The organism is Pseudomonas sp. DCA-1 (assembly GCF_046523955.1).
Lineage (GTDB): Bacteria > Pseudomonadota > Gammaproteobacteria > Pseudomonadales > Pseudomonadaceae > Aquipseudomonas > Aquipseudomonas putida_Y.
In genome coordinates this window covers 4,248,800-4,274,571 of the sequence record NZ_CP169881.1, presented here as the reverse complement: position 1 = coordinate 4,274,571, position 25,772 = coordinate 4,248,800, and the positions used below count along the sequence as shown (strand labels likewise).

27 protein-coding genes and 1 pseudogene are annotated in these 25,772 nt (G+C 63.0%); 15 read left to right on the top strand and 13 right to left on the bottom strand.

What is annotated here, in order from left to right:
• Window positions 1-458: 458 nt before the first annotated feature.
• Window positions 459-1,460: an NADP-dependent oxidoreductase gene (locus ACE4QZ_RS20200; RefSeq protein ID WP_028697136.1), complete on the bottom strand. Its 1,002-nt coding sequence runs from the start codon at window positions 1,458-1,460 to the stop codon at window positions 459-461.
• 176 nt (window positions 1,461-1,636) lie between these two features.
• Between ACE4QZ_RS20200 and ACE4QZ_RS20195 the strand changes: the two genes are divergently transcribed.
• From ACE4QZ_RS20195 to ACE4QZ_RS20185, 3 genes and pseudogenes are all read left to right on the top strand, one after another.
• A complete protein-coding gene (locus ACE4QZ_RS20195; protein ID WP_028697137.1) occupies window positions 1,637-2,398 on the top strand; it encodes an SDR family oxidoreductase in 762 nt (253 codons plus the stop codon).
• A gap of 241 nt (window positions 2,399-2,639) precedes the next feature.
• Window positions 2,640-3,671 (top strand): annotated as a pseudogene (locus ACE4QZ_RS20190) (methyl-accepting chemotaxis protein); the annotation flags it as partial.
• A gap of 27 nt (window positions 3,672-3,698) precedes the next feature.
• Window positions 3,699-4,580: a methyl-accepting chemotaxis protein gene (locus ACE4QZ_RS20185; RefSeq protein ID WP_373939452.1), complete on the top strand. Its 882-nt coding sequence runs from the start codon at window positions 3,699-3,701 to the stop codon at window positions 4,578-4,580.
• A gap of 579 nt (window positions 4,581-5,159) precedes the next feature.
• On the opposite strand, the gene ACE4QZ_RS20180 is transcribed toward ACE4QZ_RS20185, so the two are convergent.
• On the bottom strand, window positions 5,160-6,350 hold the full coding sequence (locus ACE4QZ_RS20180) for a benzoate/H(+) symporter BenE family transporter (RefSeq protein WP_028698243.1): 1,191 nt from the start codon (window positions 6,348-6,350) through the stop codon (window positions 5,160-5,162).
• A 144-nt stretch (window positions 6,351-6,494) separates the two neighbouring features.
• On the opposite strand from ACE4QZ_RS20180, the gene ACE4QZ_RS20175 reads away from it, so the two are divergent.
• Window positions 6,495-7,097 carry a glutathione S-transferase family protein gene (locus ACE4QZ_RS20175; protein ID WP_021783080.1) on the top strand — a complete coding sequence of 201 codons (603 nt, stop codon included), beginning with the start codon at window positions 6,495-6,497 and terminating at the stop codon, window positions 7,095-7,097.
• Between the two features lie 136 nt (window positions 7,098-7,233).
• Here ACE4QZ_RS20175 and ACE4QZ_RS20170 read toward each other — a convergent pair whose 3' ends face one another.
• The 5 genes from ACE4QZ_RS20170 to ACE4QZ_RS20150 all read right to left on the bottom strand — a co-directional run bounded on the left by ACE4QZ_RS20170 (window position 7,234) and on the right by ACE4QZ_RS20150 (window position 10,012).
• Entirely contained in the window at window positions 7,234-7,605 is a 372-nt protein-coding gene (locus ACE4QZ_RS20170; RefSeq protein WP_021783081.1) for a glutaredoxin, read from the bottom strand.
• Window positions 7,606-7,664: 59 nt separating this feature from the next.
• Window positions 7,665-8,210 (bottom strand): GTP cyclohydrolase I FolE, encoded by a 546-nt coding sequence (gene folE / locus ACE4QZ_RS20165; RefSeq protein WP_003252789.1) that lies wholly within the window; start codon window positions 8,208-8,210, stop codon window positions 7,665-7,667.
• Window positions 8,211-8,280: 70 nt separating this feature from the next.
• A complete protein-coding gene (locus ACE4QZ_RS20160) occupies window positions 8,281-8,841 on the bottom strand; it encodes a Smr/MutS family protein (protein ID WP_021783082.1) in 561 nt (186 codons plus the stop codon).
• Window positions 8,842-9,015: 174 nt separating this feature from the next.
• Window positions 9,016-9,336 (bottom strand): hypothetical protein, encoded by a 321-nt coding sequence (locus tag ACE4QZ_RS20155; RefSeq protein WP_021783083.1) that lies wholly within the window; start codon window positions 9,334-9,336, stop codon window positions 9,016-9,018.
• A gap of 85 nt (window positions 9,337-9,421) precedes the next feature.
• Window positions 9,422-10,012 (bottom strand): cysteine hydrolase family protein, encoded by a 591-nt coding sequence (locus tag ACE4QZ_RS20150; protein WP_021783084.1) that lies wholly within the window; start codon window positions 10,010-10,012, stop codon window positions 9,422-9,424.
• 181 nt (window positions 10,013-10,193) lie between these two features.
• On the opposite strand from ACE4QZ_RS20150, the gene prmB reads away from it, so the two are divergent.
• Window positions 10,194-11,102 carry a 50S ribosomal protein L3 N(5)-glutamine methyltransferase gene (gene prmB, locus ACE4QZ_RS20145; RefSeq protein WP_021783085.1) on the top strand — a complete coding sequence of 303 codons (909 nt, stop codon included), beginning with the start codon at window positions 10,194-10,196 and terminating at the stop codon, window positions 11,100-11,102.
• A gap of 234 nt (window positions 11,103-11,336) precedes the next feature.
• On the opposite strand, the gene ACE4QZ_RS20140 is transcribed toward prmB, so the two are convergent.
• Together ACE4QZ_RS20140 and ACE4QZ_RS20135 are read right to left on the bottom strand one after the other, a co-directional pair.
• Window positions 11,337-12,119, bottom strand: a complete 783-nt coding sequence (locus ACE4QZ_RS20140; protein WP_021783086.1) for a hypothetical protein — start codon at window positions 12,117-12,119, stop codon at window positions 11,337-11,339.
• A gap of 65 nt (window positions 12,120-12,184) precedes the next feature.
• Window positions 12,185-13,147, bottom strand: coding sequence for an alpha/beta hydrolase (locus ACE4QZ_RS20135; RefSeq protein ID WP_053870500.1), 963 nt, complete (start codon window positions 13,145-13,147; stop codon window positions 12,185-12,187).
• Between the two features lie 235 nt (window positions 13,148-13,382).
• On the opposite strand from ACE4QZ_RS20135, the gene aroC reads away from it, so the two are divergent.
• The 3 genes from aroC to ACE4QZ_RS20120 all read left to right on the top strand — a co-directional run bounded on the left by aroC (window position 13,383) and on the right by ACE4QZ_RS20120 (window position 16,234).
• On the top strand, window positions 13,383-14,474 hold the full coding sequence (gene aroC, locus ACE4QZ_RS20130) for a chorismate synthase (protein ID WP_021783088.1): 1,092 nt from the start codon (window positions 13,383-13,385) through the stop codon (window positions 14,472-14,474).
• Window positions 14,475-14,543: 69 nt separating this feature from the next.
• A complete protein-coding gene (locus tag ACE4QZ_RS20125; protein WP_021783089.1) occupies window positions 14,544-15,698 on the top strand; it encodes an MFS transporter in 1,155 nt (384 codons plus the stop codon).
• Window positions 15,698-16,234, top strand: a complete 537-nt coding sequence (locus ACE4QZ_RS20120) for an oxidase (protein ID WP_084852266.1) — start codon at window positions 15,698-15,700, stop codon at window positions 16,232-16,234. The genes ACE4QZ_RS20125 and ACE4QZ_RS20120 overlap by 1 nt, the downstream gene beginning before the upstream one ends.
• 122 nt (window positions 16,235-16,356) lie before the next feature.
• Here the strand turns inward: ACE4QZ_RS20120 and ACE4QZ_RS20115 are convergent, their stop codons facing one another.
• Window positions 16,357-16,629, bottom strand: coding sequence for a DUF3509 domain-containing protein (locus ACE4QZ_RS20115; protein WP_021783091.1), 273 nt, complete (start codon window positions 16,627-16,629; stop codon window positions 16,357-16,359).
• Window positions 16,630-16,895: 266 nt separating this feature from the next.
• Here ACE4QZ_RS20115 and ACE4QZ_RS20110 point away from each other — a divergent pair, with 266 nt between their 5' ends.
• Both ACE4QZ_RS20110 and ACE4QZ_RS20105 read left to right on the top strand, forming a co-directional pair.
• Window positions 16,896-17,420 carry an ankyrin repeat domain-containing protein gene (locus ACE4QZ_RS20110; RefSeq protein ID WP_410480156.1) on the top strand — a complete coding sequence of 175 codons (525 nt, stop codon included), beginning with the start codon at window positions 16,896-16,898 and terminating at the stop codon, window positions 17,418-17,420.
• Between the two features lie 60 nt (window positions 17,421-17,480).
• The gene (locus ACE4QZ_RS20105) at window positions 17,481-18,011 is read left to right on the top strand and encodes a hypothetical protein (protein ID WP_028698247.1); all 531 of its coding nucleotides are present in this window, start codon (window positions 17,481-17,483) and stop codon (window positions 18,009-18,011) included.
• 123 nt (window positions 18,012-18,134) lie between these two features.
• On the opposite strand, the gene ACE4QZ_RS20100 is transcribed toward ACE4QZ_RS20105, so the two are convergent.
• Window positions 18,135-19,073 carry a ZIP family metal transporter gene (locus tag ACE4QZ_RS20100; RefSeq protein WP_021783094.1) on the bottom strand — a complete coding sequence of 313 codons (939 nt, stop codon included), beginning with the start codon at window positions 19,071-19,073 and terminating at the stop codon, window positions 18,135-18,137.
• 125 nt (window positions 19,074-19,198) lie between these two features.
• On the opposite strand from ACE4QZ_RS20100, the gene ACE4QZ_RS20095 reads away from it, so the two are divergent.
• The 4 genes from ACE4QZ_RS20095 to ACE4QZ_RS20080 all read left to right on the top strand — a co-directional run bounded on the left by ACE4QZ_RS20095 (window position 19,199) and on the right by ACE4QZ_RS20080 (window position 22,540).
• A complete protein-coding gene (locus tag ACE4QZ_RS20095; protein ID WP_003252818.1) occupies window positions 19,199-19,390 on the top strand; it encodes a PLDc N-terminal domain-containing protein in 192 nt (63 codons plus the stop codon).
• A gap of 139 nt (window positions 19,391-19,529) precedes the next feature.
• The gene (locus tag ACE4QZ_RS20090; protein ID WP_028698248.1) at window positions 19,530-21,587 is read left to right on the top strand and encodes an LTA synthase family protein; all 2,058 of its coding nucleotides are present in this window, start codon (window positions 19,530-19,532) and stop codon (window positions 21,585-21,587) included.
• 206 nt (window positions 21,588-21,793) lie between these two features.
• Entirely contained in the window at window positions 21,794-22,030 is a 237-nt protein-coding gene (locus ACE4QZ_RS20085; protein WP_021783096.1) for a hypothetical protein, read from the top strand.
• Between the two features lie 177 nt (window positions 22,031-22,207).
• Window positions 22,208-22,540, top strand: a complete 333-nt coding sequence (locus ACE4QZ_RS20080; protein WP_003252824.1) for a ribonuclease E inhibitor RraB — start codon at window positions 22,208-22,210, stop codon at window positions 22,538-22,540.
• A gap of 45 nt (window positions 22,541-22,585) precedes the next feature.
• Here the strand turns inward: ACE4QZ_RS20080 and ACE4QZ_RS20075 are convergent, their stop codons facing one another.
• On the bottom strand, window positions 22,586-23,386 hold the full coding sequence (locus tag ACE4QZ_RS20075) for a cytochrome c (protein WP_325948629.1): 801 nt from the start codon (window positions 23,384-23,386) through the stop codon (window positions 22,586-22,588).
• 527 nt (window positions 23,387-23,913) lie between these two features.
• On the opposite strand from ACE4QZ_RS20075, the gene ACE4QZ_RS20070 reads away from it, so the two are divergent.
• Window positions 23,914-24,648: an amidotransferase gene (locus ACE4QZ_RS20070; protein WP_010952873.1), complete on the top strand. Its 735-nt coding sequence runs from the start codon at window positions 23,914-23,916 to the stop codon at window positions 24,646-24,648.
• A gap of 101 nt (window positions 24,649-24,749) precedes the next feature.
• Here the strand turns inward: ACE4QZ_RS20070 and ACE4QZ_RS20065 are convergent, their stop codons facing one another.
• A complete protein-coding gene (locus ACE4QZ_RS20065) occupies window positions 24,750-25,721 on the bottom strand; it encodes a magnesium and cobalt transport protein CorA (protein WP_021783098.1) in 972 nt (323 codons plus the stop codon).
• Between the last annotated feature and the right edge of the window lie 51 nt (window positions 25,722-25,772).

Below are 25,772 nucleotides of genomic sequence, written 5' to 3'. Positions count from 1 at the left end.
GCGCTCGCTCCTACGTTTGTTTCGGGCCAATCATTCCTGTGGGATTTGCGCGCGAACGCTTTGGCGCTTGGCGCGATATTGCGTCGTACAAACAAAACGGTCGCGCGCGCCTGTCACAGGCGTTACTGGCCAGAAACAAACGTAGGAGCGAGCGTAGCTCGCGATGCGCCGCGCGGGCGGCGCTCGATCTCCCAGGCGACGCACCTCTACCGCCATACAGACGGCGCTCGATCTCCCAGGCGACGCACCTCTACCGCCATACAGACGGCGCTCGATCTCCCAGGCGACGCACCTCTACCGCCATACAGGCGGCGCTCGATCTCCCAGGCGACGCACCTCTACCGCCATACAGGCGGCGCTCGATCTCCCAGGCGACGCACCTCTACCGCCATACAGACGGCGCTCGATCTCCCAGGCGCTAAACCTCACAAGGCATGCACCCTAAACCCACCCCCCAATCAAACCTTCAACACCAACTTCCCAAAATTCTCCCCGCTAAACAGCTTCAGCAAGGTCTCAGGGAACGTCTCCAGCCCCTCCACCACATCTTCCTTGCTCTTCACCTGACCACTGGCCAGCCAGCCGGCAATCTCCAGCGCAGCCTTGCCATAGTCCTTGGTGTAATCCATCACCACAAAACCTTCCATGCGCGCGCGGTTCACCAGCAGCGACAGGTAGTTGGCCGGGCCTTTCACCGCTTCCTTGTTGTTGTACTGACTGATCGCGCCGCAAATCACAATGCGTGCCTTGAAGTTGATGCGCGTCAGCACGGCATCGAGGATGTCACCGCCCACGTTGTCGAAGTACACGTCCACGCCCTTGGGGCATTCTCGCTTCAGGCCGGCCAGCACGTCTTCGGCCTTGTAGTCGATCACGCCGTCAAAGCCCAGCTCGTCCTTCAGGTACTGGCACTTCTCGGCACCGCCGGCAATACCGACCACGCGGCAACCTTTGATCTTGGCAATCTGCCCGACAATGCTGCCCACCGCACCGGCCGCGCCGGAAATGACCACGGTGTCGCCAGCTTTGGGTTGGCCGACCTCCAGCAGGGCGAAGTAGGCGGTCATGCCGGTCATGCCCAAGGCTGACAGGTAACGGGGCAGGGGGGCCAGCTTGGGGTCGATCTTGTGCAGGCCCTGGGGCTCGCCGGTGAAGTAGTCCTGCACGCCGAGGGCGCCGCTTACGTAATCGCCCGGCTGGTAGCCGGGGTGATTGGAGGCAACCACCTCACCGACGCCCAGCGCACGCATTACCTGGCCCAGGGCCACGGGCGGGATGTAGGACTTGCCTTCGTTCATCCAGCCGCGCATGGCCGGGTCCAGCGACAGGTACAGGTTGCGCACCAGTACCTGGCCTTCGCCGGGTTGTTCGGCCGGTACGGTCTCGAAGCTGAAGTCGTCACGGCGCACGGCGCCGACCGGGCGTTTGGCAAGCAGGAAGCGGCGGTTGGTCTGGGTCATGGCGGGTCCTTGTGGGCTGTGGAGGAAGTAAGGCGTTCAATCTACCTTGTTGATGAAGGCGGTTCCTTAAAATCACTGACAAGCATGGTAGCCCAACCGTTGGTGTGATGATGCTGCCCGGCCGAGCGGTGGCTGACTATGCTCTGAACCCCACCAATCCCTCACAGGAGCACGCGATGAGCATGACCTTTTCTGGCCAGGTAGCCCTGGTTACCGGCGCGGGTGCCGGTATCGGCCGGGCAACCGCCCTGGCGTTCGCCCACGAGGGCATGAGAGTGGTGGTGGCCGACCTCGACCCGGTTGGCGGCGAGGCCACCGTGGCGCTGATCCAGGCGGCGGGCGGCGAAGCGCTGTTCATTGCCTGCGACGTTACCCGCGACGCCGAGGTGCGCCAGTTGCATGAGCGCCTGATTGCCGCGTACGGCCGGCTGGACTACGCCTTCAACAACGCCGGGATCGAGATCGAGCACCACCGCCTGGCCGAAGGCAGCGAAGCTGAGTTCGATGCCATCATGGGTGTGAACGTGAAGGGCGTGTGGTTGTGCATGAAGTATCAGTTGCCCTTGTTGCTGGCCCAAGGCGGTGGGGCCATCGTCAATACCGCGTCGGTGGCGGGGCTTGGGGCGGCGCCGAAGATGAGCATCTACAGCGCCAGCAAGCATGCGGTAATCGGCCTGACCAAGTCGGCGGCCATCGAGTACGCCAAGAAGGGCATCCGCGTGAACGCCGTGTGCCCGGCCGTGATCGACACCGACATGTTCCGCCGCGCCTACGAGGCCGACCCACGCAAGGCCGAGTTCGCTGCAGCCATGCACCCGGTGGGCCGCATTGGCAAGGTCGAGGAAATTGCCAGTGCCGTGCTGTACCTGTGCAGCGACGGTGCGGCGTTTACCACCGGGCATTGCCTGACGGTGGATGGTGGGGCGACGGCAATCTGAGGCGAAACACGCCGCCGGCTTCGCGGGTATACCCACCCCGGACGCAGGCGGCACTGTCGCCTATGGGCAGGATTCCCCCGCTCAGGCCTTCCTCCGATACGCAGGGCGACCTCGGCCAGCCTGATAGCGACACGTTCATAGCTATTTGACACTATTCTGGCGCCACCCTCTTGTTCATTGGCAGGCAACGTTGCCACCCTTAGCCTTCGGGATAACCTCACTGGCTGAAAGGGGATCGGCGATGGGCGCGAGCAAGCACGGTGTGCTGGCCAACCTGGGCATGGCCCGCAAACTTGGCCTGGGCTTTGCCCTGGTGCTGCTGCTGACGCTGGCGGTGGCGGCCATCGGCATCGTGGCGCTGCAAAGCGTTGGTCAGCGCTTCGACAGCTTGCGTCAGCTGGCCCAGTTCAATACCGACTTGCTGCGCTTGCGCGAGCATGAGCAGGCGTTTGCCCTGCGGTCCGACATGAAGGAGGCCGACGCTTTGCGTGTCGGCCTGCAGGGTTTGGTCGAACGCGCCCAAGGCCTGCCGGCGCTGGCGGCGGCGCAAACCGATCTCGCCGCCTATGGCCAGGCATTCGAAGCCTTTGTCGAGGCCGTGCAGGCCAAGGAGCTGGCGCTGGACATGGCCAGTTGGTCGGTGTCCAACGTGTCCAATAACCTTGATGTGCTGCAGGCCGGCCTGGCCGATGACGGCGCGTACACTCTCAAGCAGTCCCAGGGCCAGCAGGGTGGCGAGTTTCTTGAGCAAGCCGCGCAGGTGGCCCAGGTGTCGCGGCTGATGCTGCAGGCCATGGACGAAGCGCGGGTGCGTCTGGATAAAAGCCGCAAGGGCGAGGAGGATGTGAGCCAGGAGCGTATTGCCCAGACAGTGGAGGCCGCCGGCCTGGTCAGCCAGTTGCAAGGCGCGGTTGGCGATGCCGGTTACCAGAGCGTGCTGGGCGAAGTGGCTGGGCACATTGGCAGTTTCTCGGAAAAACTCAACGAATACACCGACCAGCTGGTCCGCGAGCAGGGGCTCAAGGCGCAGTTGCAGGCCAGCGCCGAGCGGGTTACCGGGCGTGTCGACCAAGCCTATCTTGGGCAGGAGCAGGCCCTGCAAGGGGAGCTGCAGCGTAATACCCTCGCCATCGGCCTGGCCACGGCGCTGGCGCTGCTTGTAGGCGTGTTGGCGGCCTGGCTGATTACCCGGGCTGTGGTCGGCCCGTTGAAGCATGTGATTGCCCGCGCCCAGCGCATCGCGGCGGGTGAGCTGGGCTTCGACGCCCAGGCGCCGCGCCGGGATGAGGTGGGGCAACTGATGCAGGCCATGCAGCAGATGGCGGCGGGGCTCTCGGGCATTGTCAGCGGCTTGCAGCAAGGCATCGAACAATTGGCCGGCAGTGCCCAGGCGTTGTCGACGGTGACCGAGCAGACCAACCGCGAGGTGGGCAGCCAGAAAGAGGAAACCGAACAGGTGGCTACCGCCATGCAGCAGATGACGGCCACCGTGCACGATGTGGCGCGCAATGCCGAAGAGGCGGCGCAGGCGGCCCAGGCAGCGGACGAGAAGGTCGACTCGGGTCAGCAGGTGGTGCGCCAGAGCATGCAGCGCATCGAGCAACTGGCGTCGGCGGCAGAAGCCGCCAGCGCCGGCATCGACAGCCTCAGTGCCGAAATCCACACCATTGGCGACGTGCTGGAAGTGATCAAGAGCGTGGCCGAGCAAACCAACCTGCTGGCGCTCAATGCCGCCATTGAGGCTGCCCGCGCTGGCGAGCAGGGGCGTGGCTTTGCCGTGGTGGCCGATGAAGTGCGTGCGCTGGCGCGGCGTACCCGGCAATCCACCGAGCAGATCGAGACCTTGGTGGCCAGCCTGCGCGGCAATGCCCAGCAGTCAGTGGCGCAGATCCGTGGGAGTACCGAGCTGGTGCGGCTGGCCGTGGCCGATGCACTGCAGACCGAAAGTGCGCTGGGCAGCATTGCCGCAGCGGTTTCATTGATTCAGCAGATGAACCAGCAGATTGCCGCAGCCGCCGAGCAGCAGAGTTCGGTGGCGGAAGAGATCAGCCGCAGTGTCACGCAGATTCGCGGCAGTGCGGACCAAGCGGCGTTGGCGATGCAGGACAATGCCCGGTCCAGTGTCGAGTTGGCGCAGTTGGGTACTGACCTGAAGGGGATGGTGGGGCATTTCAGGATTTAGGTGGCCTGGCGGGGGATGGTTGTTGGATTTGAGGCCTGGCGGGGGATGGTTGTTGGGTTTGAGGCCTGGCGGGGGATGGTTGTTGGGTTTGAGGCCTGGCGGGGGATGGTTGTTGGGTTTGAGGCCTGGCGGGGGATGGTTGTTGGGATTGAGGCCTGGCGGGGGATGGTTGTTGGGTTTGAGGCCTGGCGGGGGATGGTTGTTGGATTCGAGGCCTGGCGGGGGATGGTTGTTGGGTTTGAGATCGAGCGCCGCCCGCGCGGCGCATCGCGAGCTGCGCTCGCTCCTACGTTTGTTTCGGGCCAGTCATTCCTGTGGGATTTGCGCGCGTACGCCTTGGCGCATGGCTCGATATCGCGTCGTACGAGCAAGGCGGTCGCGCGCGCCTGCAACAGGTGTTACTGGCCAAAAACAAACGTAGGAGCGAGCGCAGCTCGCGATGCGCCGCGCGGGCGGCGCTCGATCTCACCATCAACACCGCTCTACCGCCATACCCTACCTCTACCATCAACACCACTCTACCGCCATACCCTACCTCTACCATCAACACCACTCTACCGTCATACCCTACCTCTACCGTCATACCCTACGCGGCCCAAGAATCATCAAGGCCAACACCCCCGCCACAATCCCCCAGAACGCCGAACCAATCGAGAACAAGGTCAGCCCCGAAGCAGTCACCATGAAGGTGATCACCGCTGCCTCCCGCTCGCGCGCTTCGCTCATGGCCACGGTCAAACCGTTCATGATCGAACCAAACAGCGCCAGTGCCGCAATCGACAGCACCAGCTCTTTCGGCAATGCCGCGAACAGTGCCGCCAAGGTGGCCCCGAACACCCCGGCAATGCCGTAGAAAATCCCGCACCACACTGCTGCGGTGTAACGTTTGTTCGGGTCTTCATGGGCATGCGGTCCGGTGCAGATCGCCGCGCTGATCGCAGCCAGGTTGACCCCATGCGAGCCGAACGGCGCCAGCACCAGCGAGGCAAAGCCGGTGGCCGAGATCAGCGGCGAGGCCGGCACCTGGTAGCCGTCGGCACGCAGGACGGCCACGCCGGGCATGTTCTGTGAGGTCATGGCCACCACGAACAGCGGAATGCCGATGCTGATGGTTGCTGCCAGCGAGAAGCTTGGCGTGGTCCACACCGGCTTGGCCACTTCCAGGTGGAAGCCGCTGAAGTCCAGCAGGCCCAGTGCACCAGACAACGCAGTGCCCACCATCAGTGCCGCCAGCACGCAATAACGCGGCGACAGGCGCTTGACCAGCAGGTAGCTGAAGAACATGCCCAGCACCAGCAGCGTGCGATGCTGCGCAGCCACGAAGATTTCGCTGCCGATCTTGAACAGGATGCCCGCCAGCAAGGCCGAGGCCAGCGAGGCCGGGATGCGTTTGACCAGGCGCTCGAAGCTGCCGGTCAGGCCGCACACCAGCACCAGCAAGGCGCAGGTAATGTAGGCACCAATGGCCTCGCCATAGCTGACCCCACCCAGGCTGGTGATCAGCAGCGCCGCGCCAGGGGTGGACCAGGCGATGGTGATCGGTGTGCGGTAGCGTAGCGACAGGCCGATGCTGCACACCGCCATGCCAATCGACAGCGCCCAGATCCATGACGAAATCTGCGCGGTGGTCAGCCCGGCCGCCTGACCGGCCTGAAACATCAGCACCAGCGAACTGGTATAGCCGGTGAGCATGGCAATGAAGCCGGCGACCACCGCCGACGGGGAGGTGTCTGCCAGGGGCCGCAGGCGTGCGGAAGTGGCATCGGTCATGAACAAAATCCTTGTAAAGGTGTAAGCAGTTTTTTCAGACTACAGCGAGCAAGGTTGATCCTTGCCATACAGCGGCCATTGCTTTTAGCCGTACAGTCGCCAAATATTGGGCGCAATTGCGAAACTGCTTTGCAGGGAGGGTCGATGTACAAGGTCTATGGCGACTACCAGTCGGGTAACTGTTACAAGGTCAAGCTGATGTTGAGCCTGCTGGGCCGGCCATATGAATGGCACCCGGTGGACATTCTCAAGGGCGAGACCGAAACGCCCGAGTTTCTGGCGATGAACCCCAACGGCAAGGTACCGGTGCTGGAACTGGAAGACGGTAGCTACCTGTGGGAGTCCAACGCCATTCTCAACTACCTGGCCGATGGCAGCGAGTTCCTGCCCAGCGAGCCGCGTCTGCGTACCCAGGTGCTGCAGTGGCAGTTTTTCGAACAGTACAGCCATGAGCCGTACATTGCCGTGGCGCGGTTCATCCAGTTCTACCTGGGGCTGCCGGACGAGCGCCTGGACGAGTACCGCAAGTTGCACAAGGGCGGCTACAAGGCGCTGAGGGTGATGGAGCGACAGTTGCAGATGACGCCTTACCTGGTGGGTGAGCAGTACTCGATTGCCGATGTGGCGTTGTATGCCTACACCCATGTGGCGCAGCAGGGCGGGTTCGACCTGGCAGAGTACCCGGCGGTAAGGGCCTGGCTGGAGCGGGTCAGCAGCCACCCTCGGCATGTGCCGATGGTGGGTTGAAACCGACCTGTTTTCCAGGCGCTTGCGCAACCCTTGTGGGAGCCGGCGTGCCCGCGAACACGGGCGCAGCCCGTGCCAACCACCGCGGTGTCTGCTTCGCGGGCTCGCCCGCTCCCACAGGGATCTGCTGCGTTAGTCAGATGGCGGCAAACCGCTCATCCAGGTAAGCAATGATTGCCTTGGACTCATACATCCAGGTCACCTTACCGGCTTCTTCAATGCGCAGGCATGGCACTTTCACCCGGCCGCCACCTTCTTGCAGGGCCTGGCGGTGCAGCGGGTCGTTCTTGGCATCGCGCAGCGCCACCGGCACGTTCAACCGGTGCAGGGTGCGGCGGGTTTTGACGCAGAATGGGCAGGCGTGGAACTGGTACAGCGCCAGCCCCTTGGCTGCTTGCTCGATGCGGGCCTGGGCGGCGGCGTCGCGCTTGCGCTTGGCCGGGCGGCTGATCCAGTCACCGAACACGATGAGCTGGCCGAGGCCAACCCGCAGGGCTTTGACGATCATGGACAACTCCTGAAATGCAAAAGCCGACCCTGAAGGGTCGGCTTGGGGCCAGCAACCAATCACTTGATCAGGCTGAGAAACTCGCTACGGGTGGCGGCGTTATCGCGGAACTCACCCAGCATCACCGAGGTGATCATGGTGGAATTCTGCTTCTCGACACCGCGCATCATCATGCACATGTGCTTGGCTTCGACCACCACGGCCACGCCTGCGGCACCGGTTACCTGCTGCACGGCTTCGGCGATCTGGCGGCTGAGGTTTTCCTGGATCTGCAGGCGGCGGGCGTACATGTCGACGATACGTGCCACCTTCGACAGGCCCAGTACCTTGCCCTTTGGCAGGTAGGCAACGTGTGCCTTGCCAATGAACGGCAGCATGTGGTGTTCGCACATCGAATACAGTTCGATGTCCCGGACCAGCACCATTTCGCTGTTGTCAGAGCTGAACAAAGCGTTATTGGTGACTTCTTCCAGTGTTTGCTCATAACCGCGGCAAAGGTACTTCATCGCCTTTGCAGCCCGCTTGGGCGTGTCGAGCAGGCCCTCACGGGAGACGTCCTCGCCAATCTGGCTGAGGATCTCGGTGTAGTTCTGTTCCAGGGACATGGATCTACCTGTGGGAAAAAATCGCAAAAACGAAGGGTACGGCGGTGAGGGCGGCGCTGCAAGCGCGGCGTTACTCGTCGCGCCCTTCGAGCATGGTTCGCTTCAGCATCACATACACAGCGCCAGTGCCGCCGTGGCGGGCACTGCACGAGGCAAAACCGAGCACTTGCGGGTGCTGGCGCAGCCAGGTGTTGACGTGGCTCTTGATCATCGGGCGCTTGCCGTCCAGGCGCGCGGCCTTGCCGTGGGTCACCCGCACGCAGCGCACCTCCAGTTTGGTGGCTTCGGCGATGAAGTCCCACAAGGTTTCGCGGGCCTTTTCCACTGTCATGCCGTGCAGGTCGAGGCTGCCCTCGAATGGAATCTGCCCCAGCTTCAGCTTGCGCAGTTGGCCTTCCTGCACGCCATCGCGGCGCCACATCAGCTCGTCTTCGGCGCCGACGTCGATGACAAACTGGTCGGACATGCCATCGATGACCAAAGCCTTGTCACTGCGCACGGTCGCTGCCTGGCGCAGGCCGGCCAGCTTCTGGCGGTCGGCCTTGGGCTTGCCGACGTCGGCACGGTCGTGGCTGATCGGCCTTACGCCGCGCACTTCGGCCTTGAACAGGGAAAAATCGTCGTCTTGCATGATGCCTCCACGTAGGCGACGTAGTTTACGCGACTGTGGGGCCGTGTGCAGCCTGTGCGGGCCTCTTCGCGGGTGAACCCGCTCCTGCATGGATATCACAGAGCCTGAAGGCGGCCGGGCACCTGTAGGAGCGGGTTTACCCGCGATGAGGCCCGCACAGGTTACGCAAAACCATCAATCGTGCTTCTTCATCAGGTGCGGCGACAGGTTCAGCTCCCGCCCGCGGCGCAAGCGGATACGGCTGCGCCGCCAGAAACGCACGCCCAGCCACAGCAGCAGCAAGCCAGCCACGGTGAGGATGCTGGACAACGGCTTGTTGGTGTTGAGTTCCTGCAGGGCAGGGTAGTTGCCCAGCAGGCCGGCGGCGCCGGCCATGGCCAGCAACACGCCCAGCGTCGCCAGCAGGGCCGACAGGCCGGCCGCCAGGCGGGCGCCCCAGTTACGCGGTTCGCGCGGGCGCAGGCGCTTGGCGTCGAAACTGCCTTTAAGCTTCATTCCGCTCTCCTCGGTGGATATCCGGAATTCGACCTGCTGCTGCCCATCGGGTTCCGCCCGGCTGCCGGGCGGTCCTGCAAGCCGCTCAGATGAGGCTGGCGGTGGGTGCCACGCAAGCGAAGTTGTCAGCCATCACGGCCATTTCGCACTGGTGAATCTGTGCGGCCGGAATGACGCCGTCCTTGAATGCCAGGTCGCGGGTTGCCGACGCGTCTTCTACCAGGGTGCACCGATAACCATAGTCCTTGGCGCGGCGAACGGTGGTGCTGACGCTGGAGTGGCTCATGAAACCACAGACGATCAGGTCAAGGTGGCCCAGCTCCTGCAATGTTTCATGCAGCTTGGTGTTCTTGAACGCGTTGGGCATGCGCTTTTCGATGACGATTTCACCTTCCAGCGGCTCCAGCCCCGGAATGAACTCGCCAGCCGGCCCCTGGGGGTCGAAGCGGCCCCCGACAGTGCCCAGGTGGCGAACATGGATGATCGGACGGCCGCTTTTACGTGCGGCGTCGAGCAACCTGGCGATGTTGGCCACGGCCTCGTCCATGCCCGACAGCTTCAGGGGACCACTGAGGTACTCCTTTTGTGCATCGATGATGATCAGGCTGGCGTGGCTCAGCTTGGCCGGCGGATAGTCGCGGCCAGTGAGGCGAAACATCGTGGTTGGAACGGACATCAAGGGCTCCTTGGATAGGGCTTTTGTATACCTATTCTCCCCTGCCTTGGCGCCAATGGGAATGGTTGACAACGCAAGCGGCATGGTTACTGGCCTGTGGCTAGCCTTTGGGCAAGGCAAAGGAACAAATGTGCGGGTGGGGCTGTTAGACTTTTGTCCGGTCTGAAAATAGGAGTACCCCGTGATCACATCCCGTCTGCGCACGCTGCGCGACTACATCCGCTGGGCGGTCAGCCGCTTCCACGAGCATGACCTGTTCTTCGGTCACGGTGCCGACAACGCCTGGGACGAGGCCCGCATGCTGGTGCTCGGTGCCGTGCACTTGCCATGGGAGGTGGCCGACAGCTACCTGGACTGCATGCTCGAGGACGACGAGCGGGTACGCCTGCAGCACCTGCTCAAACGCCGTATCGAAGAGCGTGTGCCGGCCGCCTACCTGCTGGGCGAGGCCTGGTTCTGCGGCATGTCGTTCATCGTCGACGAACGGGTGTTGGTGCCGCGTTCGCCCATTGGCGAGCTGATCGAAAAACGTTTCGAGCCGTGGCTGGCCAGCGACCCGGCGCGCATTCTGGACCTGTGCACGGGGTCGGGCTGCATCGGCATCGTCGCCGCCGACGTGTTCCCCGAGGCCGAGGTGGTGTTGGCCGACCTGTCGTTCCAGGCCCTTGAAGTGGCCAACCAGAACATCGAGCGCCATGGCCTGGACGGTCGTGTGTACACCGTGCAGGGCGACGGCTTTGGCGGTTTGCCGGGGCAACGTTTCGACCTGATCCTGTCCAACCCGCCGTATGTCGATGCCGAAGACTTCGACGACATGCCGGCCGAGTACCACCATGAGCCCGAACTGGGCCTGGCCTGCGGCAGCGACGGCCTGGACCTGGTACGGCGGATGCTGGCCGAAGCGGCTGACCACCTGACCGAGAAGGGGTTGCTGATTGTCGAAGTGGGCAACAGCCAGGTGCATGTCGAGGCGTTGTACCCCGAGGTGGACTTTGCCTGGCTGGAATTCGAGCGTGGCGGGCACGGGGTGTTCATGCTCACGGCCGAGCAGTGCCGCCAGCATCAGGAATTGTTCAAGGCCCGCGTTTAGGCTATTTGCGGCTGCTGTGCAGCCCATCGCGACACAAGCGTGATCCCGTGTGGGAGCGGGTTTACCCGCTAAGAAGACACCGCGGTGGATGGCACGGGCTTTGCCCGTGCTCGCGGGCAAGCCCGCTTCCACAGGGATCGCGCCAGCTTTGGAAATTGAGCAATACCTCGTGGGAGCGGCCTTGTGTCGCGATGGGCCGCCAAGCGGCCCCAAACTCCACCGGCTGATGCGGTCTTAGCGGGTTGCAATCCAGATCAACAGCCCTGCCTGGAACACGGCAAACGCCACCAGGCAGGTAATGGTGAAACGCAATCCGCCGTCTTCGCGCTGGTATTTGGCCACGCGCTCATCCCGCTCGCGCAGTTGCCCTTCCTTTTCCTGCAGTTGCTGGTCCGCCTGCTGCAGCAGGTTGGCGGCATCCAGAATCTCTACCCGCTGCAGGCGCTCGCTGTTCCAGACAGCCTTGAGCTGGGCCACCGTCATGTCCGCGGTACGGCCTTTCAGATGCTGGTTTTCCTCGTACTCCACCTCGATACCGACCCCGCGCAAGCAGTGGTCACGGCGCAGGCGTGAGTCCTCGTTCAGGGCGTCCTTGCTAGGCAGCGCCATACCTTCCACCCGGTAGTGCGACCACTTGCGCTGCAACCACTGGGCGGCCTGGGCCAGCATGAAACGGCCGATACCGCGGTTCACGGGCTCCACTTGCAAGCCATGTTCATTGCCAATACGCACCAGACGCTCGGCATGGTCGACGCGGATGTCCAGGCGGTTCTGCTCTTTGTGCACCTTCTGGCCGGGCAACTGGATTTCCATGCGCAGCAGGCTGTGTGCCTTGTCATGGCGCTCGGCATAGCCGAACTGCACAAAACGCAGCGGCCGCGCGCCGGTGCTGCGGTCGGTCGGCAGTGCTGCCAGGCGTAGCAGCTGGAAATGTTCGGCGGTCAGCTCGGCCCAAGGCAGGGCGGGGATTTCCTGGGGTTCTTCGGCCGGCTCGACGGCGGTGGGGGCGGTGGTCATCAGGGCTTGTCCTCAGCTATGCCTGCTGTATCGGCAGGCATGCCCGAGACCTGAGCCTGTTTGACTTACGCCGCAGGCAAATGCTGGATGAATGTCACAATTCGCTCACCCAGTTCGCGCGCCAGCGGTAGCTCGGGGTTGAGGTAGCTGTCGCGCTGCTGGCTCATGCCCTTGGGGCTGATGCGCAGCATGTGGTTCATGCCATCGATCAGGACCAGTTGCGCATCTGGTTTGGCCGCTTTCAGCCGCTGGGCGTCGGCCACGTCCACCTGCACGTCATTGCGCCCCTGCACGATCAGTGCCGGCATGGGCAGGCGGGCAAAGGCGGCTGCCGGGTTTTGCTGGAACAGCGAAATCAGGTATGGCTGCACGCTGGGGCGAAACACCTGGCGCAGCGGCGCTGGCACATCCAGGCTGGTCTGCCCGGCCTGCAGGCGGTCGAGCAGGGCACTGCCACCGGCCAGTTGCGCCGGCGGCAGGCGCTTGGCCAGTTGTTCGCGCAGTACCTCGGCCAGCGGCCGGCCGCTGCCGGCCAGGGTGATGACTGCGCTGGCCCCTGCCTGCTCGGCGGCCAGGCTGGCAATCAGCGCGCCTTCGCTGTGGCCAATCAGGATCAGCGGGCCGAAGCGCGGGTCGGCTTTGAGCTTGCGGCTCCAGGCGACCACATCGGCCACATAGCGCTCCACGCTGAGGTCACGCTCGTCAGGCGTGGCCGGCTGGCTGGCGGCCACGCCGCGTTTGTCGTAACGCACGCTGGCAATGTGCTCGTTGGCCAGCAACAGGGCCAGGCGCTTGAGGTTGTCGACCTTGCCGGAGGCCGGGTTGTTGCCGTCGCGGTCGGTGGGGCCGGAGCCGGCGATGATCAGCACCACTGGCGGCGGGGTGGCCTGTTGCGGCAGCAGCAGGCTGCCATGCAGCACGCCCTGGCCGGTGTCCAGGTCGATCGGGCGTTGCAGCACAGTGGGGGCGGCGGCCTGGGCCAGGCCGGTGCACAGCAGGAAGAGCAAGGCGACGAGGCGCGACATCATGCGGTACTACTTGGGGAGATATGGGTTTGACCCAATGTTTGCAGGAAGGTTCTGGGGGGCGAATTGCTGGTTCGGCCCTCTCGCGGGCACGCCCGCTCCCACAGGTATTTCACAGCATTTGGATCTGTGGTGATCCTGTGGGAACCGGCGTGCCCGCGAAGAGGCCCGCACAGGCGATCAAACCATCTGTATACTGCTGCTTTCGTCCATTTCAGGCAGAACTCGCGGAGCGTCCATGTCCGGCAATACCTACGGCAAGCTGTTCACTGTCACCACCGCTGGCGAGAGCCATGGCCCGGCGTTGGTCGCCATTGTCGATGGATGCCCACCGGGCCTGGAAATCTCCCTCGCCGACCTGCAGCACGACCTTGACCGGCGCAAGCCCGGCACCAGCCGGCACACCACCCAGCGCCAGGAAGCCGACGAGGTAGAAATCCTTTCCGGCGTGTTCGAAGGCCGCACCACCGGCTGCTCGATCGGCCTGCTGATCCGCAACACCGACCAGAAGTCCAAGGACTACTCGGCCATCAAGGACCTGTTCCGCCCGGCCCACGCCGACTACACCTACCACCACAAGTACGGTATCCGCGACTACCGCGGCGGCGGTCGCAGCTCGGCCCGTGAAACCGCCATGCGCGTGGCCGCCGGTGCTATCGCCAAGAAGTTCCTGGCCACCCAGGGCATCACCGTGCGTGGCTACATGAGCCAGTTGGGCCCGATCGAAATCCCGTTCAAGTCTTGGGAGTCGGTGGAGCAGAACGCCTTCTTCAGCCCCGACCCGGACAAAGTACCTGAGCTGGAGGCCTACATGGACCAGCTGCGCCGCGACCAGGACTCGGTGGGCGCCAAGATCACCGTGGTTGCGGAAGGCGTGATGCCCGGCCTGGGCGAGCCGATCTTCGACCGCCTGGATGCAGAGCTGGCTCATGCGCTGATGAGCATCAACGCGGTCAAGGGCGTGGAGATCGGCGCCGGCTTCGCCAGTGTGGCCCAGCGCGGCACCGAGCACCGGGACGAACTGACCCCGGACGGCTTCCTCAGCAACAATGCAGGCGGCATTCTGGGTGGTATTTCCTCGGGCCAGCCGATCGTTGCCCACCTGGCACTGAAGCCCACTTCCAGCATCACCACCCCGGGCCGCTCGATTGATGTCGATGGCAACCCGGTGGACGTCATCACCAAAGGCCGCCACGACCCGTGCGTGGGCATCCGCGCCACACCGATTGCCGAGGCGATGATGGCCATCGCGTTGATGGACCACCTGCTGCGCCACCGCGCGCAGAATGCCGAGGTGAAGGTCGCTACCCCGGTGCTGGGCCAGCTCTGATTTGCTTACGCCGGCCACTTCGCGGCTAAACCCGCGAAGCGGCCGGCACAGGTCCCACAAGGCCATCCCATGCAACCCATTCCCTACTGGCGCCTGTCCAGCTTCTACCTGTTCTACTTCGCCCTGCTGGGCTCCACCGCACCTTTCCTGGCGCTGTACTTCGACCACCTGGGCTTCTCCCCGGCGCGCATCGGCGAGCTGGTGGCCATTCCCATGCTGATGCGCTGCGTGGCCCCCAACCTGTGGGGCTGGCTGGGTGACCGCACGGGCCAGCGCCTGTTGATCGTACGCCTTGGCGCCCTATGCACCCTGGCCACCTTCGCCCTGATCTTCTTCGGCAAAAGCTACGCCTGGCTGGCGCTGGTGATGGCCCTGCACGCGTTCTTCTGGCATGCGGTGCTGCCGCAGTTCGAGGTCATTACCCTGGCCCACCTGCACGGGCAGACGTCGCGCTACAGCCAGGTACGTCTGTGGGGTTCGATCGGTTTCATCCTCACCGTGGTCGGCCTGGGCCGCTTGTTCGAGTGGTTGAGCCTGGACATCTACCCGGTGGCACTGGTCACGATCATGGCCGGCATCGTCGCCGCCAGCCTGTGGGTGCCCAATGCGCAGCCGGTGGAACAGGGCGGGCGCAGCGGCGCGGGGGGCTTCCTGCAGCAGTTGCGCGCCCCGGGGGTGATCGCGTTCTATGTGTGCGTGGCACTGATGCAGCTCAGCCACGGGCCGTACTACACCTTCCTTACCTTGCACCTGGAGCACTTGGGCTACACGCGCGGTGCCATCGGCCTGCTCTGGGCGCTTGGGGTGGTGGCCGAGGTGCTGATGTTCATGGTCATGAGCCGCCTGTTCGCCCGTTTCAGCGTGCAGCGTGTACTGTTGGCCAGCTTCCTGCTGGCAACATTGCGCTGGCTGCTGCTGGGCAACCTGGCCCAGGAGCCGACAGTACTGATCTTCGCCCAACTGCTGCATGCGGCCACCTTCGGCTGCTTCCATGCCGCCAGCATTGCATTCGTCCAGGCCAGCTTCGGCGCCCGCCAGCAGGGCCAGGGCCAGGCGCTTTACGCAGCGCTGTCGGGTACCGGCGGTGCGCTGGGGGCGCTGTACTCAGGCTACAGCTGGAAGCTGCTGGGCCCCACCTTCACCTTTGGTATGGCCAGTGCCGCAGCCCTGGCCGCAGCCGTTATCATTGCCCTTTGTTCGCAACCGACCAGGACCCGCCCCTGATGAGCATTCTCAGCGTTTTTCACCCCGCCAGCCCGGAACTGCCGAACAAGGTGCTGACTCACCACGACGATATCGCTGCCACCTTGGCTGAACAGGGCGTGCGCTTTGTCCACGCCGAACCTGGCCTGCGGGTGCGCCCGGGCACGGCCCAGGACGAGGTGCTGGATGCTTGCCGCGTGTATCTGGATGAGTTGATGACGGCGCATGGCAGCAAGGCCTTCGCGTTGCTCAACCGCGACGGTGAAGACCCGGCACAGGTCGATGTGCGTGATGAACATGTGCATGAGGCCGACGAGCTGTTCGCCGTGGTCAGCGGGCGGGCGCAGGTTGGCCTGCGGTTGGGCGACTGGGTGTATTCGGTGCTGTGCGAGAAAGGTGACCAGCTGCTGGTGCCGGCCGGGACGCGGCGCTGGGTTGAGCTGGGGGATGCACCGTTTTGCCTGGCGTTTCGCTTGTACGGCAGCGAGCAGGGCATGCAGGCGCGGTTTACCGGGGATGTAACGGCGCGGGCGTTTCTGGGGATCGACGAGTTGTAATGGCATTGCCGGCCTCTTCGCGGGTGAACCCGCTCCTACAGCGGTGGCGCCGCCCTTAGGCATCGCGCAGTCAATGTAGGAGCGGGTTCACCCGCGAAGAGGCCAGTTCAGGCAATACCCCCTCAGCGGTAAGTCGGCAAGGCAAACCGCTGCTGGCTCTGCAGCATCGAGATGACCGGCAACTCACTGGCCTCTTCAGCCAGGTCACGACGGATGGCACTGATTGCCCAGGACAGCTGTTCGGCACTGTGCAATTGCCCATAGGTCAGCACCCGGCGGGTAACCTTGCCATCCGCTGCGCGCAGGGTAAGCAGTACACCGCCATCGGGCCGGGCTTGGGTATTTACCTGATAGGCCGAAAATACCGAGGCGAACTTTTGCTGGATGAGGTCCATATCAACTCCTGGCTGGTGTGTGGCAGACATGAGTTGATGGTTGCAGTGACCGTGCCAGAATCCTGTTTGGCGAAAAATCCAGTAAATACAGGCTGTTACGGAGAATTTGCAGAAGCGGTATCGTGCAAGCTGCATGGTCGTGCATTTTGCACAGTGCATTTTGCACGGGTCAGCCAGTGCCTATCGGCCCGATAGAATCTGAACCTTTGACCGCCCTGGCATGCCTGACGAACACTTGGTCCATCAATTATGCCAGGAGGTTCCCTATGCCCAGCCAGACCGCACCCGCTACCATGACCGATGACGAAACCGCCGCGTTCGCCGAGCAGGTGTTCGAACGTGCCCGCCAGGGCGATGCCGACATGCTCGGGCGCCTGCTTGCCAGCGGCCTGCCGGCCAACCTGCGTAACCACAAGGGCGATACCTTGCTGATGCTGGCCAGCTACCACGGCAACCACGAGGCGGTGCGCGTGCTGCTGGCGCAAGGTGCCGACCCGCTGATTGCCAACGACAATGGCCAGTTGCCGATTGCCGGTGCCGCATTCAAAGGGGACCTGGCGATGATTCGCCTGTTGGTGGAGCATGGCGTGCCGGTGGATGCCGCCGCGCAGGACGGTCGCACCGCGCTGATGTTGGCGGCCATGTTCAACCGCAGCGAAATCCTCGACTACCTGCTGGCACAAGGGGCCAACCCGGCGCACCAGGATGCCCGCGGCATCACCGCCCTGATGGCGGCGCAAACCATGGGTGCAGCAGACACCGCCGCGCGCCTGCAAACGCTGGCCGGCTAACCGCCAGGGGGCATTTGCGGCTATCCTTGGCGACTTTTCACCCGTCGCAGGCCCCCATTCATGAAAACTCAGTTGCTCGAATTCATCAGCCTCATTGGCGCCGGCTGCATGCGTGAGGCAGACATCGAGCGTATTGCCGACGAGGCCGCCCAGGCCTACGCCGACCCTGTCGCCTTCCTGGCCGCCAACCCCGACATCAACTACGACGACACTTTCCCGATTCCCTTGGGCGAATGGGTGGTGCTCGGCAGCCTGCCGGATACCGTGGTGTTCCAGGCCGACAGCTACCAGGACCTGTTCCAGCAGATCAGCGACTCGTTCGACAACAGCGTGCCGTTTACCCTCAAGCCCAAGCAGTTGGCCCGTACCGAACCACTGACTGCGCTCAACCGCATTCAGGTGCAGATGGGCGCGCTGAACAAGGAGGCGGGTGGTTATGTGCTGCTCAACTTCAGCCAGTTGCTGGATGACGAACTGCAGATGGTCATGGTGGGGCAGCAGGACCTGGCGCGGGTGATGGAGCTGGGCGCAGAGCTGGGCATCAAGGTTGAGCCGGCGCTGGAGGCTTTGAAAGTCGCCGTCCACATCTGATACCAGTAATTGCTTGTTCGCGGGCATGCCCGCTCCCACAGGTACTCCACCGCATCAGGCCCTGTGATAACCCTGTGGGAGCGGGCGAGCCCGCGAAGAGGCCGGCTCACGAAACATCAATCTTCAGCCCAGCGCAGTGTCGAGAAACATCATCACCGCAAACCCGCCCATCAACCCCAGGGTCGCCGCTGTCTGGTGCCCATTGCGGTGGGTTTCGGGGATCACCTCGTGGCTGACCACAAAGATCATCGCCCCTGCCGCCAGCCCCATGCTGATCGGGTAGGCGAGGGCAAAGCCGGTAGAAATCCCCAGCCCGATCACCGCCCCTAGCGGCTCCATCAGGCCCGACCCAATCGCCACCAACGCCGCCTTGAGGTTCGAAAGCCCCGTGGCGCGCAAGGCCAGCGCCACGGCCAGCCCTTCGGGGATGTCCTGAATGGCGATGGCACTGGTCAGCGGCAGGCCGATGTTCATGTCGCCATTGGCAAAGCTCACGCCAATCGCCATGCCTTCAGGCAGGTTGTGCAGGGTTATCGCCAGCACGAACAACCACACCCGGCTGATGCGCTCGGCTTCGGGCCCGCACGGGCCGGTGCTTTCGTGTTCATGCGGGGTGAAGCGGTCCAGGCCCAGCATCAGCAGCACACCCAGGCCCATGCCCAGCACCACGGTAAACGCGGCGGCCGGGCCGTTGCCCGTGATCTCGCGGGCAGCCTCCAGGCCCGGCAGAATCAGCGAAAACGAGCTGGCGGCCAACATCATGCCGGCAGCAAAGCCCAGCATCACGTCCTGGGTGCGCGCGTTGACATCGCGCAGCACCACTGCCAGCACCGCGCCCAGCGCAGTGGCGCCAAAGCCGGACAACCCGCCCAGCATGGCCAGGTGCAGGTTGTCGGCATGGTCGCCGTTCACCGCGTTCCAGAAACTGGCGGCCAGCAGCACGCACACCGCCAGCAGGCTCAGCCCCAGGCCGGCGCTGAGCCAGGGGGTATCGGTGACCTGCTGGCGCCAGGCCTGCAGCAGTGAGGATGGGGCGGCGCTTTGGCTGTGGGCAGGGGGCATGCGAACCTCGAATCAATGAATGCAGTCAGTCTAACGAGGGACCCGCGACTTCCGCCAAGGATTCCCTTCTATTGGCGCGATAGCTGACTATGCTGTGCAGCAAAGCCTCTGACAGGAATTCAGACATGGGATCTACCTTCAACAGCCTGGTCGGGCTGATCATTCTGGCACTGGATATCTGGGCCATTCTCAACGTGATCAAGAGTGGCAGCGAGGTGGGCATCAAGGTGTTGTGGATCTTGTTGATCGCACTGCTGCCGGTGGTGGGGCTGGTGATCTGGGCGATTGCCGGGCCGCGGGGGAATGTGCGGCTCTAGGCGCGTTACTGACATAGCCAGAAATAGGGCCGTGACAAAATTTTCACATGGGTTTAAACAGAATCCGCACCCGCATAATGCTGCGTTGGTCTAGCGCCATCGCCTCTTCGCAAACCGCAATCCTAGGACCTTCCCATTCATGGCTAACACGGACGCCTTGAAGCAACAGGGCGCGCGAACGTCGTTTTCGCCGACCCTGAAATCCCACCTGGCCTACACGCTGCTCAGCGGCCTGGTGATCATGCTGATGCTCAGCCTCGTGCGCCTGGCGCTGCTGGCCTACAACAACGACATGGTCGGCGATACCCCTTATGCGACTGTCGCCGAAGGCTTCCTCAACGGCTTGCGCTTCGACCTGCGGGTGGTGGTGTACATCAGCATCCCACTGCTGCTGGCCATGCTCAGCCCTTGGGCCATGGCCCGGCGTGGTGTGTTCCGTTTCTGGCTGACCCTCGCTTCGAGCGTGGTGATGTTCCTCGGCCTGATGGAAATGGACTTTTACCGCGAGTTCCACCAGCGCCTCAATGGCCTGGTGTTCCAGTACATCCAGGAAGACCCTAAAACCGTCATGAGCATGCTCTGGTACGGTTTCCCGGTGGTGCGCTACCTGCTGGCCTGGGCCCTCGGTACCTGGCTGCTGAGCCTGCTGTTCAAAGGTATCGATCGCGCTACCCGAGCCGAAGGCCTGTACCGCGTTGCCCCGTGGTACAAGCGCCTGGCGGTATTCATGGTGATCTTGCTGGTGGCCGTGGTCGCTGCCCGTGGCACCCTGCGCCAGGGCCCGCCGATGCGCTGGGGTGATGCCTTTACCACTGACTCCAACTTCGTCAACCAGCTGGGCCTGAACGGTACCCTGACCCTGATCGACGCCGCCAAGAGCCGCTTCAGCGAGGACCGTGCCAACATCTGGAAGCCAGTGCTGGAGCAGGACGTGGCCACGCAAAGTGTGCGTGAGCAACTGCTGACGGCCAACGACACACTGGTCGACGCCGACGAAGCCGCTATCCGTCGCGACTTTGTACCGCCGGCTGACCGGACCCTGCCGATCAAGAACGTGGTGGTGATCCTGATGGAAAGCTTCGCCGGCCACTCGGTAGGTGCGCTGGGCAGCCCCAACAACATCACCCCGTACTTCGACAAGCTGGCCAAAGAAGGCCTGCTGTTCGACCGCTTCTTCTCCAACGGCACCCATACCCACCAGGGCATGTTCGCCACCATGGCCTGCTTCCCCAACCTGCCAGGTTTCGAATACCTGATGCAGACCCCGGAAGGCGGCCATAAGCTGTCGGGCCTGCCAGCCCTGCTCGGCGCCCGTGACTACGACGACGTGTATGTCTACAACGGCGACTTTGCCTGGGATAACCAGTCCGGGTTCTTTGGCAACCAGGGGATGACCACCTTCATCGGCCGTAATGACTTCGTCAACCCGGTGTTCTCCGACCCGACCTGGGGTGTGTCCGACCAGGACATGTTCGACCGCGGCAACGAAGAGCTGGCCAAGCATGATGGCAAGAAGCCGATCTACGCGCTGCTGCAGACGCTGTCCAACCACACGCCATATGCGCTGCCGAAGGACTTGCCGGTAGAGAAGGTTACCGGCCAGGGCCGTCTGGACGAGCACCTGACCGCCATGCGTTACTCGGACTGGGCACTGGGCCAGTTCTTCGAGAAGGCGCGTAAAGAGCCTTACTTCAAGGACACCCTGTTCGTCATCGTCGGTGACCATGGCTTTGGCAACCACCAGCAGGTTACCGAGCTGGACCTGGGCCGTTTCAACGTGCCGTTGCTGCTGATTGCCCCGGGCATTCAGGAGAAGTTCGGGGCGGTGAACCACACCGTGGGTACCCAGGTTGACATCGTGCCGACCATCATGGGGCGCCTGGGCGGCAAGACGCGCCATCAGTGCTGGGGGCGCGACCTGCTCAACCTGCCTGAGGGTGACCAGGGCGTGGGCATGATCAAGCCGTCGGGCAGCGAGCAGATCGTCGGGCTGGTGCAGGGTGACCGTATCCTGATCGAGTCCAAGGACATGAGCCCGCGGATGTACCGCTACCAGCTGGGCAGCGAGTTCAAGGCCGAGCTGATCGAAAGCCCGGACCAGCCGGAAATGCTCAAGAGGCTGGAAGCGTATATCCAGACTGCGACCAAGAGCCTGCTGGATAATACCGCTGGCGCAGTGCACAGCACGCAGAAGTAAACCGGGGCCGCGTTGCGGCCCATTCGCAGGCTTGCCCGCTCTCACAGGCATTGCTCAGGGTTCGAACCTTGTGCTGGCCCTGTGGGAGTGGGCAAGCCCGTGAAGGGGCCCCGCACAACTTTCCCGGACTGAACATTCTCCCCGCCCCAAGGTCAGTTATTCAGGCATCACACACCTGGTGTTCGTTGACTGAGAGGGTCCGTTCAATGAAAGAGTGGGAAGTCATCTTTGCCGACCAGAAGGGCGAACCGTCCGCATTGCTGTTGCATGCCGAGCATTGCCCCAGCGAGGAAGACGCTGCGCGGGCCATTCGCTCACACTTGTTTCCGGTGATGGACGAGCTGGACCTCAACGACTTCCAGGACCGTATCATCTCCCCGACTGCTCGCTGGCTCAAAGAGCACAGTGGTGTGACCATCACCAGCATTCACGAAGCACCCTGAACCACACGTTTGCGTGCTGCCTTGGCAGGCGCTACGCTAGTGGAGGGCCTGCCTGTTCTGCGGGTTGGCGCCGCCTCAATAATTCGCGTCTTGCATCAGCTCGAACTGCCCGGCCAATGCCGGCAGGTGCGTAGTGCACGGAAAGTCTATCCATTGCTTTATTCAGGAGGACGATTCATGAGCAGCCAGAACGACGATATCAGCAGCAACGTCCTGCGCCAGATGAAAGCAGGCGGTTTCGACTTCACCCAGATCCACCCCATCGAGTTCTATGCCGTATTCCCGGACGAAGCAGGGGCCCGTCGTGCCGCCGGGCAGTTTCGCGGGGAATCGCTCAATGCCCAGGTGAAGGAGCTGGGCGACGGTGCCTGGCACCTGGAACTGAGCAAGGTCATGTACGCCACCCATGGGGGGATTGGCGACTTTGAAGAGGCCTTCGAGCAGTTGGTGACACCGTATGGGGGTGAGGTGGAAGGGTGGGGCGTCAAGCACGAACGGCTCACGGCCTGACAGTTTTGTGTAGGCCCCTTCGCGGGTTTACCCGCGAAGAGGCCGTCAAGGCTTACGCGTTGCCATGTGCCCCAAATAGGCCAGCAGCGCATCCAGTTCCTGCTCATTCAACACACTTTCGGCAAACCCCGGCATCTTCGCCTGCGGCCACTGCCGCAGGCTCTGCGGGTCCCGTATCAACTTGCGCAAATAAACCGGCTGAAAATACTCGGTCGGGTTATGCGGCACATTCAAGTCCGGCCCCACCTGCCCATCTCCCGCACCGTTCAACCGGTGGCACACCAGGCAGTTCTGCTGGAACAGGGCAAAGCCCTGGCGCACCGGGCTGTCGGCCGGCAGCTTCGGGTCGGGCAGCAGTGCGGGAAACCGCTGGTCCACCGGGGCCAGCTTGCGAAGGGTGGCGATCTGGAAGGGCCACTGTTCAGGGCGGATGCCGCTGGCCTGCGGTGCAGTCCACACCAGGTAGAACGGCCCGGCACTTGGCTTGCCTTTACCCAGTGGCGGCCACGGTTTGCCTGGGTCTTCCACGGCCAACCAGGCCCTTGCCGGCCCTGGCTGCAGCAATGCCGCGGCGGGCATTTCGGCGGCAAAGCCATCCAGCGCCACGGCCTGCAGGTGATCGCTCGCGCTCACACCTTCCAGCAGCGTGGCCAGCGGCACCGCCCGATAGCGCATGGGGCGTTTGTAGGAAACGTCCTGTTCGATGCTGATATCCTGGGCCTCAGGATGGCCAAGCAGTTCGGCGCTGCTCCACTGGCGCGGTGTAGCCCCCAGTTCAAGGTGCAGTTGCGCCGCCGACAATGGCAGGCTCAGGAGCAACGCTAGCAAGGCAAGGCAGTGGCGCATAGGCAATCTCCGACCATCAAGGCCAGCAGGTTACCTGTGCGTTGCCCCTTGGCGCCACTGCCGCCGTCAGCCAAACAAACGTGTAAGGTTCGGCAAGATCAATAGCAATGTAGTGGCGAATAGAATGAGCCCAGCTTGGCGAATTTTCGATTGTCTGAACATGGCGGACCGCCTTCTTGTTGTTATTCCTGAATACCCGTTGGCTTCCTTGTCGCGTTTCGGGTCGATCACAGTGGCGTTGCGTGGCGCCTGACTGCTTGCCTCTTGAAAGTGGATATACATCCAACAGTAGGGTGTGCGTTATCCATGCTTGAGAACCCTTTGTTCTAAATGCTTGGTAAAAACATTTCTTTTGGCTATGAGGCCAAGTGCCAGCCAGCTGGCATGCTCTATCTAGACACTGGCGCAAGTGCCAGGCGCGCACCGACGAAATGTGACCGTTCGTCAGCGCAGCCTACTTGCTTGTACGTGCCTTTCGCGGCAGTCTCTACAGCAGATTCCCACCCATGTCGTTCAGGACTACCCCTATGTCGTTACGCATCTGCATCCTTGAAACCGATGTCCTGCGACCGGAGTTGACGGCGCAATATCAGGGCTACGGCAGGATGTTCGAGCAGCTCTTCTCGCGTCAGCCGATTGCCGCCGAATTTTGTGTGTACAACGTGATGCACGGCGACTATCCCGCCGACAGTGAAAAGTTCGATGCCTACCTTGTGACGGGCAGCAAGGCCGATTCGTTCGGTACCGATCCGTGGATCCAGACCCTCAAGGCCTACCTGCTCAAGTTGTACGAGCGTGGTGAGAAGCTGCTGGGCGTGTGTTTTGGCCACCAGTTGCTGGCCTTGACCCTGGGTGGCAAGGCCGAGCGGGCCGAGCAAGGCTGGGGCGTGGGTATCCATCGCTACTCGTTGGCGGCGCATGCGCCGTGGATGGACCCGGAGGTGTCGGAGCTGACCTTGCTGATCAGTCACCAGGACCAGGTGACCGAGCTGCCGGAAGGCGCCACGGTGATCGCCTCCAGCGATTTCTGCCCGAATGCGGCGTACCACATTCGCGACCAGGTGCTGTGCTTCCAGGGCCACCCGGAGTTCGTGCACGACTACTCCCGCGCACTGCTCGATGCGCGCCAGGAATACCTGGGTGACGAGGTGTACCACAAGGCCGTCGCCAGCCTGGCCACCGAGCACCAGGGCGATCTGGTAGGGGAGTGGATGTTGCGCTTTATCCAGCAGCCGTCAAAGGCCGGCGACAGCGCCGCATAATCGGTTGCAACCCTTCGCGGGTACGCCCGCTCCCACAGGTTGCGCACAATGCTGAAAATTGTGAGCAACCTGTGGGAGCGGGCGCGCCCGCGAAGAGGCCATCAAAGCCAACCCGATTTCTTGAAGCTGGCATACAACCCGGCACACCCCGTCGCAATCACCCCCAGTACCGCGAAGTAACCGTAGTGCCAGCTCAGCTCTGGCATGTTCTGGAAGTTCATGCCGTACACCCCGGCAATCGCCGTAGGGAACGCCAGAATCGCCGCCCAGGCCGCGAATTTGCGCTGCACGATGCTTTGCCGTGACGACTCCAGCAGCATGCCGATCTCGATGGTCTGGCTGGCAATGTCGCGGATGCCGGCCAGGTCTTCCATCTGCCGTGTCACGTGAATCTGCACATCACGAAAGTACGGGCGCATGTTCTTGTCGATGAACGGGAAGTTCAGGCGCTGCAGTTCTTCGCTCACTTCAACCATGGGCGCCACGTAGCGGCGCAGGCGCAGAATGTCGCGGCGCAGGCTGTGCAGGCGGCGGATGTCGTCTTCCTGCAGCGAGCCGCCCAGTACGCTTTCCTCCAGCTCTTCGATCTCGCCATGTATGGCCTCGCTGACCGGCTGGTAGTTCTCGGTGACGAAGTCGAGCAGGGCGTACAGCACGAAGTCTTCGCCATGTTCCAGCAGCAGGGGCCGGGCCTCGCAGCGCTGGCGTACCATGGCGTAGGATTTGGAGTGGCCGTTGCGGCAGGTGATGATGTAGCCGTTGCCCGCGAAGATATGGGTTTCGATGAATTCCAGCTTGCCTTCGTGGCGCACGGGCGAGTAGGTGACGATGAACAACGCGTCACCGAAGGTTTCCAGCTTGGGCCGGCTGTGTTTTTCCAGGGCATCTTCGATGGCCAGTTCGTGCAGGTTGAACTGGGACTGCAGGTTGGCCAGTTCCTCGGCATTGGGCTCTTCCAGGCCGATCCACACGAAATGCCCCGGCTTGCGCGCCCACTCGCTGCCTTCGTCGATGCTGATGTTGGTGACCTTTCTGCCGGCGCTGTACACCGCCGATGCCACGACTCGACCCATGGTTGTCCGCTTATTCGGTTGAACACGGATACAGCTTGGGCTGTACCCGGC